The sequence below is a fragment of the Brucella sp. BE17 genome (genome assembly GCF_039545455.1).
GTDB lineage: Bacteria > Pseudomonadota > Alphaproteobacteria > Rhizobiales > Rhizobiaceae > Brucella.
In genome coordinates this window covers 939,215-954,759 of record NZ_CP154467.1, presented here as the reverse complement: position 1 = coordinate 954,759, position 15,545 = coordinate 939,215, and the positions used below count along the sequence as shown (strand labels likewise).

Genomic DNA, 15,545 nt, shown 5'->3' with positions numbered 1-15,545 from the left:
TGAAACGAAAATCATGCTTAAATCACTATTGCTGGCCGCTCTCGCCTCCGCAGTCCTCGTGTTGCCGGTACAAGGCGCACAGGCAAAAGAGTGGAAAGAAATCCGCATTGCCAGCGAGGGCGCCTATCCTCCGTTCAATTACATGTCACCGGACGGCAAGCTGATCGGTTTTGACATTGATATTGCCAATGCGCTTTGCGAGGCGATGGAAGCCAAATGCACCATTGTCGCCAATGACTGGGACGGAATGATCCCGGGGCTTCAGGCCAACAAGTTCGATGCGGTGATCGCCTCTATGGCCATTACCGATGAGCGCGAAAAGCAGGTTGCCTTCAGCGAGCGCTATTACACGACGCCGCTGGCGGTGGTCGTTCCGAAGGATAGCGATATCACCGCGCTCGAACCTTCCGCCTTCGACGGCAAAACCGTTGGTGCTCAGGCCGGAACGGTGCAGGGCAATTATGCCGAAGATGTATACGGCAAGGCGGGGGCGGAGGTAAAGCTTTACCCCACGGCTGATGAAGCCAATGCCGATCTGGAAAGCGGCCGTATCGACGCGGTCGCTGGCGACAAGTTTCTCGTCATTGAGTGGTTGAACAAGGCAGGTGCGGATTGCTGTAAGATGCTCGGCGACATTCCCGGCTCCGAATCGGAGATTTCGGTGGCGCTTCGTAAGGGTGACGATGATTTGCGTGAGCAGTTTAATGCCGCGATCAAGAAAATTCGCGAGAATGGCACTTACGACACGATCCAGAAGAAATATTTCGATTTCGACATTTATTGATTGTATCACGCGCTGAACAATAAAAACGCGCCGGTGTCTCACCGGCGCGTTTTTCTATTCATAAAATGCGACATTTTTTATAATTGAATATTCCGTGACAGACTTGTCAGGGGCGAGGGCGCACGGCTATGATTTGGTTCCCCCTCTTAATTCCGCGCTCGTGCGGAGCAATCAATCCGGAAAAACCTTGTGAAGAAGAATAAGCTTGGCCGCACAGGCCTGTCCGTGACCGAAATCTGCCTTGGAACCATGACCTGGGGCGTGCAGAATACCGAGGCTGACGCACATCAGCAGCTTGATATCGCTCTCGATTCGAGCATCAATTTCATCGATACGGCCGAAAGCTATGCGGTGCCGATGAGTGCGGAAAGCTTTGGCAAGACCGAGACCTATATTGGCACCTGGTTCAAGAAGTCAGGCAACCGCGACAAGGTCATTATTGCCAGCAAGATCGCCGGAGGCGGGCGTCAGGAATGGATACGCGGCGGCACACGTCCTGACCGCGCCAGTGTGCGTGTGGCCGTCGAGGGCAGCCTGATGCGGCTCCAGACCGATTATATTGATCTCTATCAGATTCATTGGCCGCAGCGGCCACATTATCATTTCGGTCAGGGGTGGGATCTCGACTACACCAAGACCGATGCGGCATCGGAGCGGGAGCAGATGCACGATGTTCTGCTCGGTCTCGACGATATGGTTCGCGAAGGCAAAATCCGTCATGTCGGGCTTTCCAACGAAACTGCATGGGGAACCATGCAATGGTTGCGTCTGGCGCAAGAGCATAACTTGCCGCGCATGGCGTCAATCCAGAATGAGTACGGGCTTTTGCAGCGCCAGTTCGATCTTGATCTTGCCGAAGTCTCACTGTGCGAGGATATCGGGCTTTTGCCTTATTCCACTCTTGCTGCGGGTGTGCTGACCGGTAAGTATCTTGACGGAAAGATACCCGCCGGATCGCGCGCTACGGTGCAGGGAGGCGGCCTCTGGCGCGATAACGCCTATTCCGAGCCAGTCGTGCGTGCTTATCTGGACGTGGCCGGAAAGCACGACCTCGATATAGCGCAGATGGCGATCGCCTTTTCGCTGAGCCGTCCTTTTGTAACGTCGGTCATTATCGGTGCCACCACAACCGAGCAGTTGCAGACGAATATCCGTTCGCACGAAGTGACGCTCTCGAGCGACGTTCTTGCCGATATTGCGAATGTCTACCGCAAATATCCCCGTCCGCTCTGAGGCAATCTCATCACCCAGTCCTAAAGCCCGTCTCATGAGGCGGGCTTTTTCTTTACGGGAATTACATGCCTTATCAACTTGCGAAGTCACTTCAAGAAAGTGGTTGCGAAATAATTAATTTCGCGTAAAGGTTGTAATCGTTCTTTTGTAATTCACATGAGGGCGAACATATCCATGAGGGAGAGGGATAAAGTCTTGGCAACATAATATTCCGGGCACGATCTGTCTGAATGAAGCAGGTTCGGCAGCGGAGTCTTTGGGCAGAGAAGGTGAGGGCCCTCATCTCAACCATATGAGATCGAGGTGTGCTTCGACGAATGACGCTCCCGATATTTATTCTTTTTTCCGGTTTCAGATTGAGGATAAAATGAGCATTGTCATGAAAAGCAATTTCAGCAGTTTTACAGATTCATCGAGCAATTCTATATTGAATTCCCTTTCATTGATGTCGCAAAACGACGACGAAAGGCAGTATATCGACTATGAATTGTCTGGAACGGATGAAAGAAATTATCTTTCATCCGAGACGAAAGCAATCATACTCTTGGAGATGGTGCGCGGTGTGCGGTGGAAGCCGGGCGTGAATGCGGAAGAAACGATCAATTGTCCCGCAGGCATGGTTTTTGTCATACCGGCAGGTTCTGCCTGCAGTATCGTATGGCCGCGAAGTACCCCCTACCTGAGCGTTACGCTGGACGAAGAGTCTTTTGCCGAAAGCAAGGGTGAGGCGGAGGATAATTCTCTGGTCCCGATCTATTTTACCAATCGTCAATGCCTGCAAATTGCACAAATCCTCTGGGGCGAGATACAGGCCACTTCACAGGTCAATACGGTCTATATCCATGCCTTCCGCACGGTTTTGACGGGCATTCTGGCACGCAATGCGCTGGTGGCAACCGGAGGCAATAGACATCAGTTTGGCCTGAGCAATTATGCCAGCCGTCAGGTTGAAGCTTATCTGAAGGAAAATTTCCGTCAGCCGGTGTCGGTTCCGGATATGGCGGCGCTGATCGGGATATCGGCGGGGCATTTCGCGACCTGCTTCAGGGCAAGTTTCGGTTCCACCCCGCACCAGTATCTGATGCGCCTGCGGCTCGATGAGGTGGAGCGCTGTCTGCGCGAAACGGACATGGCGCTGAGTGAAATTGCCGCTTCTCTGGGCTTTTCCAGCCAGAGCCACATGACCACGGCGCTGCGTAAGTACCGGCATCTGACGCCCGGTGAACTGCGCCGGCGAAGCCAAGCTCAAAGACACAGAAAAGACCTTTAATTTAATACGATCCTGTCATGCAAAAAAACCACTTTAGAACGCACTCTAAAAAGCTTGAACCGAATTAGGGGCCGATTCTGTAAAATGAATTAGGGGATGGCGGCGATATTTGTAACGCCCGTACCCGGTGATAACGTCGGTCTGTGATCGTGGGCCGACGTTATCAAAGGGATGTAGCTGCCCATTATTTGATGACGGTGGCAGAAGCGTTGCGGCGCACCCATTTGCGCCAGATATAAATCTCGCTTTTGCGGCGCCAGCGTCGCACGCGATGCGAATCGTGGGAAAGGACGACTAGACCAAGCGGCAGCATCCAGAAGCCCAGAACAGGAAGAAAACCGAGCGCGCCACCGGCCACCAGCGAGCCGCCGAGCACACGTCGCATCCTGACAGATTGGGGAATCGGAATTTTCCGCCCGAGAATCGAAATAGCTTTATGGGGCGGAATTTGCGGGTGGGGTTCGTTCACGGGCCTTTTTCTCTTTGCTGACAAGCTAACGGAAGGAATAAATATCACAGGGAATATAGGGTTTCGTATGGCAAATTCAAAAAGTTGGCAAAAAAGTCATTTTGCCCTTTGCAAAGGCGAAATCCTTTTGCTATACGCCACCTCGCTGACACAACGAGCACCTGTTCCCCGGTAGCTCAGTGGTAGAGCAACCGGCTGTTAACCGGTTGGTCGCTGGTTCGAATCCGGCCCGGGGAGCCACTTCTCTTTAGAAGTCGCTGATTTCTCAATAATTTAATCCTATAATCTTCACGACAATGCATGGCATCGTGATTATAGATTTTTGCTTCTTTTGCATCGATTCTATCGGCGGATGGGAAGCTTGCAAACATATGCAGTCTCTATGAAGGATTTTTTCATATTCCCGGCGCTAATGGCTTGACGAAGCGGATGGGGATCAATAATGGGACTGGCAGAGCGTCTTCCAAAGATGAGGCGGCTCTTAGGATGGCCTTGTGGCGGAGTGGTTACGCAGAGGACTGCAAATCCTTGCACCCCGGTTCGATTCCGGGCAAGGCCTCCATATCTCCTCTAATCAATGAAATTATGAGATTTTCTCATTGCCCCGCAATAGAATCAAAGCTGATGCGAAATCCGCACCAGTTTGATCATTCTTTAAATTCATAATGAAACGATGGCTGTCTCAAAGTGGGGTTGCCTATACAGGGCAATCAGTCTGCCGGACTGTTTTTTGATCTGGGCTCGATAGGGTATCGACATCCTGTAGGGGGCACGCGCATTTAAAGCGCGCGTGCTGCTTCAAGAACCGCCTCAGCGTGGTCAGCGACCTTTACCTTGTTCCATATCTGTGCAACGCGGCCATCGGCCCCGATGAGGAACGTTGTGCGCTCCACGCCCATATATTTGCGGCCATACATGCTTTTTTCCACCCAAACGCCGTAGGCTTCAAGCGCGGTGCGCTCTTCATCGGCTACAAGATCGATGGTAAGCGCGTGTTTTTTGCGAAATTTCTCGTGTTTCGTGGCGCTATCGGGTGAAACTCCGATAATTGTCACGCCGATTTTGTCAAATTCGGGTTTGAGCTGGGAAAAGGCGATCGCTTCCTTGGTGCAGCCGGAAGTATCGTCCTTGGGATAAAAATAGACGACGATCGGCTTGCCTTTCAGGGATGAGAGGGTAATTTGTCCATTATCCGTCGGCAGCGTGAAATCCGGCGCAATTTCACCGGTTTGCGGATGAGCCATCTGAATGCCTTTCCATTTTTGTGAGAAATAAGCGATTGATTTAAATTATTATCTTTTGCTTTAGCGCACTATAATCAGTCCGACTTCGACCTTGCAAGGCGTTGATCGTCGCCAGGGCGCAAACGCACAGCACACGCTTTTGGCGTCAATTCAGGCGCTTACGAGATAAACGTTTGCTTGCCAATCATTCCCAAAGGAGATCACCAGTTCCGATGATGAAAACGCTTGAGGATTTCTTGATCAGCTATCCGTGGATTTACACACCGTTGGCTTTACTTCTCCTTTTGATGGCGGCTGTGATAGCGAATTTCATCGTCAAAAGGATATTGTTGCGGCTCATCAACCGCTTTCTGGGACGCACTGTTTATGGACGTGATGAAGAGATTCGCCGTCACGGTGTGATCGAGCGACTGGCCAATATCACACCTGCTCTCGTCATCGCTTCGGGCATCGTTCTGGTTCCGCATCTGCCGGAGGCAGCCGTCACTGTCGTGCGAAACGTTGCGAACGCTTCCATCATATTGACGCTTGCCATGGCTCTATCCGCCGTCTTGAATGTCGTGGATACAATCTATCACCGACGCCCAGAAGCGCGGCTCAAGCCAATCCGAAGCTATATTCAGATCGTTAAGATTGCTGTTTACGTTATCGCGGCGATTTTGATGGTCGCTACGCTAGTCGATCAGTCACCTCTAATTTTGCTGTCGGGTCTTGGTGCCATGGCGGCGGTGCTCATTCTGGTGTTTCAGGACACACTCCTGTCGCTCGTTGCGGGTATCCAGATATCCTCGACCGATATGATACGCATGGGCGACTGGATCGAAATGCCGGCGCTCAATGCCGATGGTGACGTGATCGAAATTGCGTTGCATACGGTGCGCGTCCAGAATTTTGACAAGACCATCACCACCATTCCGATCCGCAAACTGGTGACGGAATCGTTCAAGAATTATCGCGGTATGCAGGAATCGGGCGGGCGACGCATAAAGCGTTCCATCTATCTTGATCAGACAAGCATCCGTTTTCTTACACAAGAAGAAATTGATCGGCTGAGCCGTTTCCGGCTTTTGGAAAACTATCTGCAACAAAAGCAGGATGAAATCCGGGAATGGAACGAAAAACTTGGAGAAAGTGGTGTCATAAGCGCGAATACGCGCCGTATAACCAATGTCGGAACATTCAGGGCCTATGTTGAGGCTTATCTACGCAATCATTCGCAGATCCACCAGAATATGACATTGATCGCAAGGCAGTTGCAGCCCGGTCCCGATGGGCTGCCTGTCGAAGTCTATTGTTTCAGTAAAACCACCGTCTGGGCTTCCTATGAGGCGATCCAGTCGGATATTTTTGATCATCTTTTCGCTCTACTGCCGGAATTCGGTCTTGCGCTATTCCAAAATCCGAGCGGACGAGATTTCAAATACGCGTTTGCGGCCCCCCGTAGAGCGTGAAAATTCAAAGGGGGCGAATGAACCTCAATGATTTTAACTATAGAATGTTGAAAACCGTTCGATCCTCATAACTTGTTGGAATTGTCACACCAGCGCCTTTCTTTTATGGATTAGCAGGGAGAGGGCTGGTTTAAACCGCGCTCCATCCATTTTGTCGAACTTGTGGATGCGTTGAAATATAGGCGTCGCCTCGATATCCGGAACCTGACCGCAGGACATGATTTCCGGTAGTCTCAAGACGGCGAGGTATTAAATTGATCGGAGAGCATTTTCAACCGGGTGCTCGAGTGCGTTATGTTATAGGTTGGATATATGCCGAGATAAAGAGACCGAGCAGTTCCCTTCATTGAATTTGAGGTGGAACGCTCGACATAACAGGCCTTCGTATGATGGAAGGCTCCGCGTAGCACTAGAAATCCGGTCTGGATTATTGACAGAGAAACCACACCAGATCCGCTTCAGCCGGCGGGAAATAAAGCAGATCGAGCGTCTTGCCGCCGAGGGCATGGACGATGACGGCTTCGGCCCTGCTGATCCCGTGCCACCGGTGTCACGCCGCCGTCGTTCACTGTTTTCGCGCTGTTCTTATGCGCTCGCTTCAATCTGTATCCTGCTGGTTTTTCTGGTAGGGGCAAGTTTCATCATCCTGCGCAACGGCGTTGAAAGCGAGCTTTTGCGTCACGAGGCGCAGGCGGCGCTGAGCAGCGTATTGGGCGAAGGTGCATCGTCATCGATCGCAAGTGCTGCCTTGTCGCTTGATCAGAACAGCCATGTGGCGATGGAAGCGCGCGATGTGTCCATTAACGACCCTCGGCAAGGGGTGAAGATAGAAGGTATCAAGTCGGTGCGTCTCGGGCTGGCGCCACTGCCGCTTCTGACGGGAAAACTGCGTGTGGCAGAGGTTGAAGTCGAAGGCTTTGCATTCGATATGCCTGAGGCAAAAGGTGATGGCTTCTGGAAATCACTGCCCTATGCCGAGGATGGAACAGTCGATTTCGACGCCGTTTCCGGTGAAATTTTCGCCGTCATGCGCCGTAGTCTTGAGCTCTTGCGCCAGCAAGAAACCCGCTCGATCAGCATTTTGAACAGCACCATTCGCTTCAAGGCAGGCAATGAGCAAGAATCGGTTGAAATCCACAAAGCCCAACTGGTTGAGAAAAATGGCCAGATCGCAATAACGGGCACTGTTGTCTGGCATGAGAAGACTGTTACACTTGATGGCCGGATAGATCGCGCGATACCGGATAACAGCCTCAAGGGATTTGTGCTGAATATCAATCACATTCCCGTCACTGTGGATCCCCCACCGCAGGTCGCACCGGTCATTGGTGAAAACCGTGTCAATCCGGCGCATGTCGAGTTGAAGGGAGTGGCGCGTCTGTCTCTGTCCGGCAAGGCGGCGACTGCGGGTGATCCTGAAACACTGGGAGCAGAATTTGCCGTTGACGGTATCAATATGCAATTGGGCCGCGTGGATGATGTTACCGGCAAGCTGCTCCTCAATCTCGAACACCAAGTCGGCAGCCGCAAGATCGAAGTCAGGGAGTCGCAGATCCAACTCGGCGGCTTCAAAGCAAGTTTCAACGGCGCTTTCGGGCCCGACGCGGAAGCCACGGGCGCGGGAGAAGGACCACATTACCGGTTTGAGGTTCTCACCAGCTCTGCCACCAGTATGCCGGCCGAATCGAGCGATCCCCCACTTTCTTTCGCAACCAGAATTTCGGGTCGCTTTTTGGCTGATCACCAGCGGATAGAATTTTCTAATCTCGATGTGAACACGGATAAAGGTCGGCTTGACGGACAAGGCAGTATGACCTTTGGGGCTGGCTCGCCGGAAATGATCTTCATGCTGCGCATTCCGTACATGCCGGTTGCTGATGCCAAGCATCTTTGGCCGATCGACGTGGCGGATGGCGCGCGCGAATGGGTTTTGAAAAACCTGTTTGGTGGAACGATGAAGGACAGCCGTATCGATATTTCTCTGCCGGCAGGTAAGTTTAACGGCCCCGGTTTGCCGCCACCTTTAACTGGCGATGAAATCAAGGCTGATTTCAAGGTGGAAAATACACGTTTCGATGTTGTTGGCGACCTTCCACCGGTGCGCGACGCGGATGGTGATATTACCGTGCGCGGCGCCCATACCACGATCAAGCTCTCGAAAGGGGTGGCCTATACGGCCAATAATCGTAAGGCGAACGTGACTGGAGGAACGTTGGTCATTCCCTGGGGCCCGCAGCGTCCGGTCATTGCTGATCTCGACCTCGACCTTACGGGCGAAGCTGCGGCGATCGCGGAGATCGCCGGACAAAAACCGATCGATATTCTGAAAAATGTGCCGTTTCGTCCGCAGGAAGTAACGGGCGATATAAAAGCGCGCGTGAAAGTGGCTTTTTCAGTCACCAGTGGGGCGCCTCCCGACACGCTGAAATGGAGCGCTGATATTGGATTTTCAGACCTCGACATTTCCAAGCCAGTCGGCGGATCGATGGTGAGTGACGCCAATGGTCGCATCAAGGTCGATCAGACGGCGGCGCTGATAACCGCTGATGCGAAGCTCGATGGCGTACCGGGCACGGTCAGCATGACCGAGCCGGTCGACCTATCGGGGCCGGCAAAGCGCGATCAGAAAATCCGACTTCAACTCGATGACAAGGCGCGCAACGCTGTTTCCCCGGGGTTGAATTCGATCTTCTCAGGCCCAATGACCGTAGAACTTGGTATGGTGCAGGGCGGTACGCGGCCGGTGACGGTGGATCTCAGCAAAACGCAGATCGACTTGTCATGGATTGGCTGGCGCAAGGGGGCGGGTATTTCCGCAAAAGCCACCTTCGACCTGACGCAGAAGGCCGACGACAAGAGCAATGTCGATATCGGCAATCTGGTGGTCAAGGGTGAGACCTTCAGCGTCAAGGGTAATCTTGCGATTGCCAAGGGCGATCTCCAGTCCGCCGATTTCAGCGACATACGCCTCAACCGTAGTGACAGGCTTACCGTCAAGGCAACGAGAAATGCCAATGGTTATCGTGTGAATGTGCGCGGTTCGCAATTCGACGCGCGGGCGCTCATCAAGCAGGTGTCGCAACTCGACGATAACAAGAAGAGCGCCAGTGGAAAGAAAGGCGCGCATGTCGTCGTCAGCGCCGAGGTAGATGAAGTGAGCGGCTTCAATGGCGAGGCGATGCGCGGCGTTAATGTTTCCTACGAAAGTGCAGGAAGCCGGGTATCAGGCGTTTCCATCAATGCCACGACATCATCTGGTCAACGCTTCGTCGCAACCAATAATGATCAGGGCAATGCGCGTTCCATTTCGCTACAATCGAACGACGCTGGGGCGGTGCTGCGCTTTTTTGATTTTTACGACAAGATGCAGGGTGGGCAGATCACGGTCGGGCTTGCTTCACAAGGTGGCGGCCCGCTTCACGGACAGATCGATGCCCGTAATTTTTCAATCGTCAACGAGCCACGACTGGCCAAGATCGTGTCCAGCCCGCCGCAGTCCGGCGGCACGAGCCTCAATCAGGCTGTTAAACGTGATATCGATGTGTCGCGTGTGAATGTCGAGCGCGGGTTTTCGCTGATCGAAAAAGGAGATGGCTATCTGACGCTTGCCAAAGGCGTCGTGCGTGGACCTTCGGTCGGTACGACGTTTCAGGGAACTCTTTATGACAAGATGGGCAATATGTCGATTACCGGTACGTTCATGCCCGCCTACGGCGTGAACCGGTTGTTCGGAGAGCTTCCTCTGGTCGGAGTGCTTCTGGGCAACGGACGTGATCGTGGCCTGATCGGTATTACCTACAAGCTGACGGGAAGTGCAAAACAGCCTCAGGTCATCGTCAATCCAATTTCAGCCATCGCACCGGGTATTTTCCGCTCGATCTTCGAATTCTGAGAAAGCGGCTGTCAAGCAGCGGCGAATGATGCGCTGATAAAAGTATAATTCGATACCTGGAGAGCATCTCGACCGGTGGAAATTTGGGCCTTCATGCGACTTATCCGAATTTCCCTTGCTTGATAAGAGGCAATAAAAAAGCGGACCAGACGGTCCGCTTTTCTGTATTTTGAAGCGATAACAGATATTAGCGCTTGGAGAACTGGAACGAACGACGGGCCTTGGCCCTACCGTACTTCTTACGTTCGACGACACGGCTATCGCGGGTCAGGAAGCCACCCTTCTTGAGAACCGTGCGCAGGCCCGGCTCATAGTAGGTGAGGGCCTTGGAGATGCCGTGACGCACAGCACCAGCCTGACCGGAAAGACCACCACCGGCAACGGTAGCGATGATGTCAAACTGACCGGCGCGGTTGGAAGCCACGAGTGGCTGCTGCAGGATCATCTGCAGAACGGGACGCGCGAAATACTTTTCGAATTCCTTGTCGTTGACGGTGATCTTGCCGGAACCCGGCTTGACCCATACGCGTGCAACGGCATCTTTACGCTTGCCAGTGGCATAGGCGCGGCCCTGTGCGTCCAGCTTCTGGACGTGAACGGGAGCGGCCTGTTCAGTGGAAGCGGTTGCAACCGTGCCGAGTTCTTCGAGCGAATTGAGCTGCTCAGCCATGATTATGCATTCCCTTTGTTCTTGCGGTTCAGTGCTGCAACGTCGAAGACTTCGGGCTGCTGAGCTTCATGCTGATGATCGGTGCCTGCATAAACGCGCAGGTTCTTCATCTGGCGACGGCCGAGCGGACCACGGGGGATCATGCGCTCAATAGCCTTCTCGATGACACGTTCCGGGAAACGGCCTTCGAGAATCTGGCGAGCGGTGCGCTCCTTGATGCCGCCGGGATGACCGGTGTGCCAGTAGTATTTTTTGTCTGTGTATTTTTTGCCGGTCAGAACAACCTTTTCGGCATTGACGATGATGACATTGTCGCCGTCGTCAACATGTGGGGTAAAAGTTGCTTTGTGCTTGCCACGCAGGCGATTGGCGACGATGGATGCCAGACGGCCCAGAACAACGCCTTCAGCGTCGATCAGGATCCATTTCTTCACCACTTCAGCCGGCTTCTGGGAAAAAGTTGCCATTGAAGTCTTCCTTGACTTGATCCCTTTTCTTGCGATCGGGGCTTTTTTTGTTGCTTGTGTTGGAAATCCAACCCTAAAGAGGGACAAGAGAAACCTCTTATCGCACTCATTGGCGGGTCGATATAGAAGTTTTATGTCGCCGTCAAGTCATCTGTTTGAAGGGGGTTTAAAAAAAGGAAATAAAAACAATGACTTATAGTATTGGTATTATAATACCATATAATTTTTCGCGTGTTTACACCGGGCGAATATCCGGCTCCATGTCGTCTTTGGTATGTTGCGCTTGATATTCGTCTGTCGTCCGCCATTTCCATATAGGTGTAAGGTTCTTAATTCGCGCGAAGGGCAGGGAGGATAGAATGCAGAATTCATCCGATGACGAAATCCGGAGGATTCTCCAAACAGTCAAAACCATCGCTCTTGTGGGCGCGTCCCCCAAGACTGAACGCCCAAGCAATGGTGTGATGCGATTCCTGCTTTCAAAAGGGTATCATGTGATCCCAGTCAATCCGGGGCAGGCGGGTAAGACAATTCATGGTGAGACAGTTGTAAGCAGACTTGGTGATATTGAAGAGAAGGTGGATATGGTTGATGTCTTCCGCCAGCCCTTTGCATTGCCGGGGATTGTGAATGAAGTGCTGGCGATGCGCAATCGGCCTTCGGTCTTGTGGACGCAGCTTGGTGTCGTTCACGAAGAAGCGGAAAAACAGGCCATCGAGGCCGGTCTGAAAGTTGTCATGGATCGCTGTCCCGCCATCGAATATCCGCGTTTGATTGGATGACGGGGTGCGCGTGGAAACGAAATTCCACGACTGAGTCAAATTGGCAAATTCCTCCTTTGCTTTCTCTGCTGTGACGCTTAACGTCCGCTGCAGAGAAATTATATTACGATCAGGAGGAAACAATGTCGAAACGCTCGCCCGGAATTGAAACGCTTGCCGTTCACGCAGGCGCAAAGCCCGACCCTACAACGGGCGCACGCGCCACACCGATCTATCAGACCACGTCTTTCGTGTTCGAGGATGCTGATCATGCGGCATCTCTGTTCGGCCTTCAGGCATTTGGCAACATCTATACGCGTATTACCAATCCAACGACTGCAGTGCTTGAAGAGCGCGTTGCCGCCCTTGAAGGCGGTACGGCTGCGGTAGCGACAGCATCGGGTCATTCCGCACAGCTTCTTGCCTTTCATACGTTGCTGCAACCGGGTGATAATTTCGTTGCAGCTCGTCAGCTTTATGGCGGCTCAATCAACCAGTTTGGCCAATCGTTCAAATCCTTCAACTGGAATGTACGCTGGGCAGACGCTACCGACCCAACCGATTTTTCTCGCCAGATCGATGATCGCACACGCGCGATCTTCATTGAAAGCTTTGCCAATCCGGGCGGCATCGTGATCGATATCGAAGCCATTGCCGAGATCGCCCACAAACACGGCTTACCGTTAATCGTCGATAATACGCTGGCTTCACCCTATCTGGTGCGTCCCATCGAACATGGAGCCGACATTGTCGTGCATTCATTGACCAAGTTCATCGGTGGGCATGGCAATTCTATGGGCGGAATTTTGATCGATGGCGGCACATTCGACTGGGCCAAGTCTGGCAATTATCCGCTTCTGACCGAACCGCGTCCCGATTACGCGGGGTTGGAACTGCATAAGACGTTCGGCAATATTTCTTTTGCGATTGCCGCGCGTGTTCTGGGATTGCGCGATCTGGGGCCGGCCATTTCTCCGTTCAACTCTTTCCTCATCCTTACGGGTGTTGAAACATTGGCGCTGCGTATGCAAAGACACAGTGATAATGCGCTCAAAGTGGCAAGCTGGTTGCAGGGTCAGGAGAAAGTGTCATGGGTGAATTATGCAGGGCTGCCGAAAGATAAATATCATGCGCTGCAACAGAAATACGCACCGAAAGGAGCGGGTTCGGTTTTCACCTTTGGCCTCAAAGGGGGGTATGATGCCGGCGTGAAATTTGTCGATAGCCTCGAGCTGTTCTCGCTTCTTGCAAATATCGGCGACACGCGTTCGCTGGTGATCCACCCGGCGTCGACGACACATCGGCAGTTGACCGATGAGCAGAAAGTGGCTGCCGGCGCAGGACCTGATGTGGTTCGCCTTTCGATTGGTATCGAGGATGCAGACGATATTATTGCCGATATCGAGCGGGCGCTGACCCTGATCTGAAATTGCTTACATCAGACTGAAACAAAAAAGCCCAGAATCACTATCGATTCTGGGCTTTTGAACAGTCAGGATTGCTAAAACCAGATAGTTGCGGCTGCAAGCCGTGTTTATCTATTTCTCCTGATGATATTGGCGCCTGGATTTTGGTTGCCACTCGGACCGCGAATTTCACGGGACTGCGGTGGACGTTCGGCATGGCGCGACGGTCGTGGGCGCTCTGCCTGACGTGATGGCCGCGGGCGCTCTGCCTGTTGCGGTGGGCGTGGACGCTCTGCCTGGTGAGGTGGGCGTGAACGGTCCGGTCGCTGGTAGTTGGGACGCCGATTCTTATAGCGGTCGTTGCGATATCGGTAATCACGATAACGATGATCGCGATATTGGCGTGGATAGCGCCTGTAATTGTCATAGGATCCACCATCATAAACGACGCCTGTGCCAATATAGCCGCCACGCACATAATAGGGATCGTTATAACCGCCGCCGTAAGAAGATTCTGAAACGCAGCCGCTGACAGCCAAGCCCGACAGGCCAATTGTGATGGCGACAAAAAACGATTTTAACGACATGGCCGTACTCCTAAAGCCGACGGAACTATGTTCGGCCAAATATAATAATGTATGATTATGCGCGCTTCATGTCGGCGGTCATAATCAAGATTGGTTACGGCGTCATAGTGAACCTTGATGACAGAAGGGACTCGTCTTTTGAGCTCACCGCTCTATCAGCTTTAAGAAGATTCATTCATTGTCATGAATGTTTCAACAGGCAGCTAAATTTTCCTTGCGGATGAGTATAGATTATTTGGTGAGAAAATGCCGGTTTGCGAGAACTGCTCCTGCACGTAACGTGCAAAAATCTGTACCGCAGGACGCGTATTGTGACGCTTTAACGTCAGGCATGTCACATCTGCCGTAGGCAGCGCTTCTTCAATCGCCAGAACGACAGTACGACTGCCATCATAAGCATAACTGGTTCCGGGAATTGCATTGTGAATGGTATAGCCGTGGCCATGCCCCACAAGGCCGCGAATAAGTTCGTAGGAGCTGGATCGATAAATGATTTTTGGTTCAATCTGACAGCTATGAAAAAGTCGCAAGAAGTAATCGCGCGACAATGGCAGGTCCAGTAAAATCAGGGGTTCATGCTGAAACTCGTAGATGCTGACTTTATCGCGATGGGCAAGTGGGTGATGTTCAGAAACGACAATATAAGGCCGCAGACTGGTTAAGGGCGTCGAGTGTATTTCTTCGGGTAGGGCATATGTATAAGCAATGGCAATTTCAATCTCACCGGAAAAAAGTCCCTCGGTTAACTCCTGCTGATTGCCTTCCTCCATTCGCACCGAGATGCCAGGGTAACGTTTGCTGAAATCTGCCAAAAGCCCGGGCATGAAGCGGGTAGCCAGGGTCAAGAAACATCCCACTGTGATTTCGCCCGCCAGTTCTTGCGACAGGCTTTGAGTCGTTAAATTAAAATCATACGCATGTTTCAACAACTGGCGAGCTTCATTGACGAATTTACGCCCAGCAACAGTTAATGAAATTCCCCTCGCGTGATGGCGTAAAAATATCTCCATTCCAATCTTCTGTTCAGCCTGTGAAATGGCAGCCGATATCGACGGTTGTGAAACATTCAGATGCTTTGCAGCCTCAGTGATACTGAGCGCATCGGCAGCTGTAACGATATACTGCAGCGTTCGCAGGGAAAGTAGCATGGTCAAATCACCAAAAATCATTATTCGAGGCACTCTCAATGAAGCCTATAATTTTCTGTGATGGAAGAGAAATATTGAATAGGTAAAAGCTATTCAAAAGAAAGTTTAAAAATATTTTACAAATGTAGATTTATGTTCCATGGTGGATAGGTGATCTAAATTA

Annotated in this window: 13 protein-coding genes and 2 tRNA genes; 9 read left to right on the top strand and 6 right to left on the bottom strand. The window is 52.1% G+C overall.

Translation table 11 applies throughout. From position 1 onward, the window contains the following. The first annotated feature begins 13 nt into the window (after window positions 1-13). The 3 genes from AAIB41_RS04680 to AAIB41_RS04670 all read left to right on the top strand — a co-directional run bounded on the left by AAIB41_RS04680 (window position 14) and on the right by AAIB41_RS04670 (window position 3,287). On the top strand, window positions 14-784 hold the full coding sequence (locus tag AAIB41_RS04680) for an ABC transporter substrate-binding protein (protein ID WP_343314452.1): 771 nt from the start codon (window positions 14-16) through the stop codon (window positions 782-784). Between the two features lie 189 nt (window positions 785-973). After that, complete coding sequence (locus AAIB41_RS04675) at window positions 974-2,017, top strand: aldo/keto reductase (RefSeq protein WP_343314451.1); 1,044 nt, start codon at window positions 974-976, stop codon at window positions 2,015-2,017. A 379-nt stretch (window positions 2,018-2,396) separates the two neighbouring features. After that, window positions 2,397-3,287 carry an AraC family transcriptional regulator gene (locus AAIB41_RS04670; RefSeq protein ID WP_343314450.1) on the top strand — a complete coding sequence of 297 codons (891 nt, stop codon included), beginning with the start codon at window positions 2,397-2,399 and terminating at the stop codon, window positions 3,285-3,287. A 184-nt stretch (window positions 3,288-3,471) separates the two neighbouring features. On the opposite strand, the gene AAIB41_RS04665 is transcribed toward AAIB41_RS04670, so the two are convergent. Beyond that, window positions 3,472-3,672, bottom strand: coding sequence for a hypothetical protein (locus AAIB41_RS04665; RefSeq protein WP_343314818.1), 201 nt, complete (start codon window positions 3,670-3,672; stop codon window positions 3,472-3,474). Between the two features lie 249 nt (window positions 3,673-3,921). On the opposite strand from AAIB41_RS04665, the gene AAIB41_RS04660 reads away from it, so the two are divergent. Beyond that, window positions 3,922-3,996, top strand: a tRNA-Asn gene (locus tag AAIB41_RS04660). 248 nt (window positions 3,997-4,244) lie between these two features. Next, window positions 4,245-4,318: transfer RNA gene (locus AAIB41_RS04655), tRNA-Cys, on the top strand. Between the two features lie 217 nt (window positions 4,319-4,535). Here the strand turns inward: AAIB41_RS04655 and bcp are convergent. Next, a complete protein-coding gene (gene bcp, locus AAIB41_RS04650) occupies window positions 4,536-5,000 on the bottom strand; it encodes a thioredoxin-dependent thiol peroxidase (RefSeq protein ID WP_343314449.1) in 465 nt (154 codons plus the stop codon). A 215-nt stretch (window positions 5,001-5,215) separates the two neighbouring features. Here bcp and AAIB41_RS04645 point away from each other — a divergent pair, with 215 nt between their 5' ends. Both AAIB41_RS04645 and AAIB41_RS04640 read left to right on the top strand, forming a co-directional pair. Beyond that, window positions 5,216-6,451, top strand: a complete 1,236-nt coding sequence (locus AAIB41_RS04645) for a mechanosensitive ion channel domain-containing protein (protein WP_343314817.1) — start codon at window positions 5,216-5,218, stop codon at window positions 6,449-6,451. 505 nt (window positions 6,452-6,956) lie between these two features. Next, a complete protein-coding gene (locus tag AAIB41_RS04640; RefSeq protein WP_343314816.1) occupies window positions 6,957-10,343 on the top strand; it encodes a DUF3971 domain-containing protein in 3,387 nt (1,128 codons plus the stop codon). 187 nt (window positions 10,344-10,530) lie between these two features. On the opposite strand, the gene rpsI is transcribed toward AAIB41_RS04640, so the two are convergent. Continuing rightward, window positions 10,531-11,013: a 30S ribosomal protein S9 gene (gene rpsI / locus AAIB41_RS04635; protein ID WP_343314448.1), complete on the bottom strand. Its 483-nt coding sequence runs from the start codon at window positions 11,011-11,013 to the stop codon at window positions 10,531-10,533. Between the two features lie 2 nt (window positions 11,014-11,015). Further along, a complete protein-coding gene (rplM, locus tag AAIB41_RS04630; protein ID WP_343314446.1) occupies window positions 11,016-11,480 on the bottom strand; it encodes a 50S ribosomal protein L13 in 465 nt (154 codons plus the stop codon). A 359-nt stretch (window positions 11,481-11,839) separates the two neighbouring features. Here rplM and AAIB41_RS04625 point away from each other — a divergent pair, with 359 nt between their 5' ends. Both AAIB41_RS04625 and AAIB41_RS04620 read left to right on the top strand, forming a co-directional pair. Further along, window positions 11,840-12,262, top strand: coding sequence for a CoA-binding protein (locus AAIB41_RS04625; protein ID WP_343314445.1), 423 nt, complete (start codon window positions 11,840-11,842; stop codon window positions 12,260-12,262). Between the two features lie 122 nt (window positions 12,263-12,384). Then, the gene (locus tag AAIB41_RS04620; RefSeq protein WP_343314444.1) at window positions 12,385-13,668 is read left to right on the top strand and encodes an O-acetylhomoserine aminocarboxypropyltransferase; all 1,284 of its coding nucleotides are present in this window, start codon (window positions 12,385-12,387) and stop codon (window positions 13,666-13,668) included. Window positions 13,669-13,775: 107 nt separating this feature from the next. Here AAIB41_RS04620 and AAIB41_RS04615 read toward each other — a convergent pair whose 3' ends face one another. Further along, the gene (locus AAIB41_RS04615) at window positions 13,776-14,234 is read right to left on the bottom strand and encodes a hypothetical protein (RefSeq protein WP_343314442.1); all 459 of its coding nucleotides are present in this window, start codon (window positions 14,232-14,234) and stop codon (window positions 13,776-13,778) included. A 203-nt stretch (window positions 14,235-14,437) separates the two neighbouring features. Next, complete coding sequence (locus AAIB41_RS04610) at window positions 14,438-15,403, bottom strand: LysR substrate-binding domain-containing protein (protein ID WP_343314441.1); 966 nt, start codon at window positions 15,401-15,403, stop codon at window positions 14,438-14,440. Between the last annotated feature and the right edge of the window lie 142 nt (window positions 15,404-15,545).

What these genes read in the sequence shown, in the direction of transcription:
- AAIB41_RS04680 (WP_343314452.1), top strand. Translation starts at nt 14, where the DNA reads ATGCTTAAATCACTATTGCTGGCCGCTCTCGCCTCCGCAGTCCTCGTG.
- AAIB41_RS04670 (WP_343314450.1), top strand. Translation starts at nt 2,397, where the DNA reads ATGAAAAGCAATTTCAGCAGTTTTACAGATTCATCGAGCAATTCTATA.
- AAIB41_RS04665 (WP_343314818.1), bottom strand. Translation starts at nt 3,672, where the DNA reads ATGCGACGTGTGCTCGGCGGCTCGCTGGTGGCCGGTGGCGCGCTCGGT.
- bcp (WP_343314449.1), bottom strand. Translation starts at nt 5,000, where the DNA reads ATGGCTCATCCGCAAACCGGTGAAATTGCGCCGGATTTCACGCTGCCG.
- AAIB41_RS04645 (WP_343314817.1), top strand. Translation starts at nt 5,216, where the DNA reads ATGAAAACGCTTGAGGATTTCTTGATCAGCTATCCGTGGATTTACACA.
- AAIB41_RS04640 (WP_343314816.1), top strand. Translation starts at nt 6,957, where the DNA reads ATGGACGATGACGGCTTCGGCCCTGCTGATCCCGTGCCACCGGTGTCA.
- rpsI (WP_343314448.1), bottom strand. Translation starts at nt 11,013, where the DNA reads ATGGCTGAGCAGCTCAATTCGCTCGAAGAACTCGGCACGGTTGCAACC.
- rplM (WP_343314446.1), bottom strand. Translation starts at nt 11,480, where the DNA reads ATGGCAACTTTTTCCCAGAAGCCGGCTGAAGTGGTGAAGAAATGGATC.
- AAIB41_RS04625 (WP_343314445.1), top strand. Translation starts at nt 11,840, where the DNA reads ATGCAGAATTCATCCGATGACGAAATCCGGAGGATTCTCCAAACAGTC.
- AAIB41_RS04620 (WP_343314444.1), top strand. Translation starts at nt 12,385, where the DNA reads ATGTCGAAACGCTCGCCCGGAATTGAAACGCTTGCCGTTCACGCAGGC.
- AAIB41_RS04615 (WP_343314442.1), bottom strand. Translation starts at nt 14,234, where the DNA reads ATGTCGTTAAAATCGTTTTTTGTCGCCATCACAATTGGCCTGTCGGGC.
- AAIB41_RS04610 (WP_343314441.1), bottom strand. Translation starts at nt 15,403, where the DNA reads ATGATTTTTGGTGATTTGACCATGCTACTTTCCCTGCGAACGCTGCAG.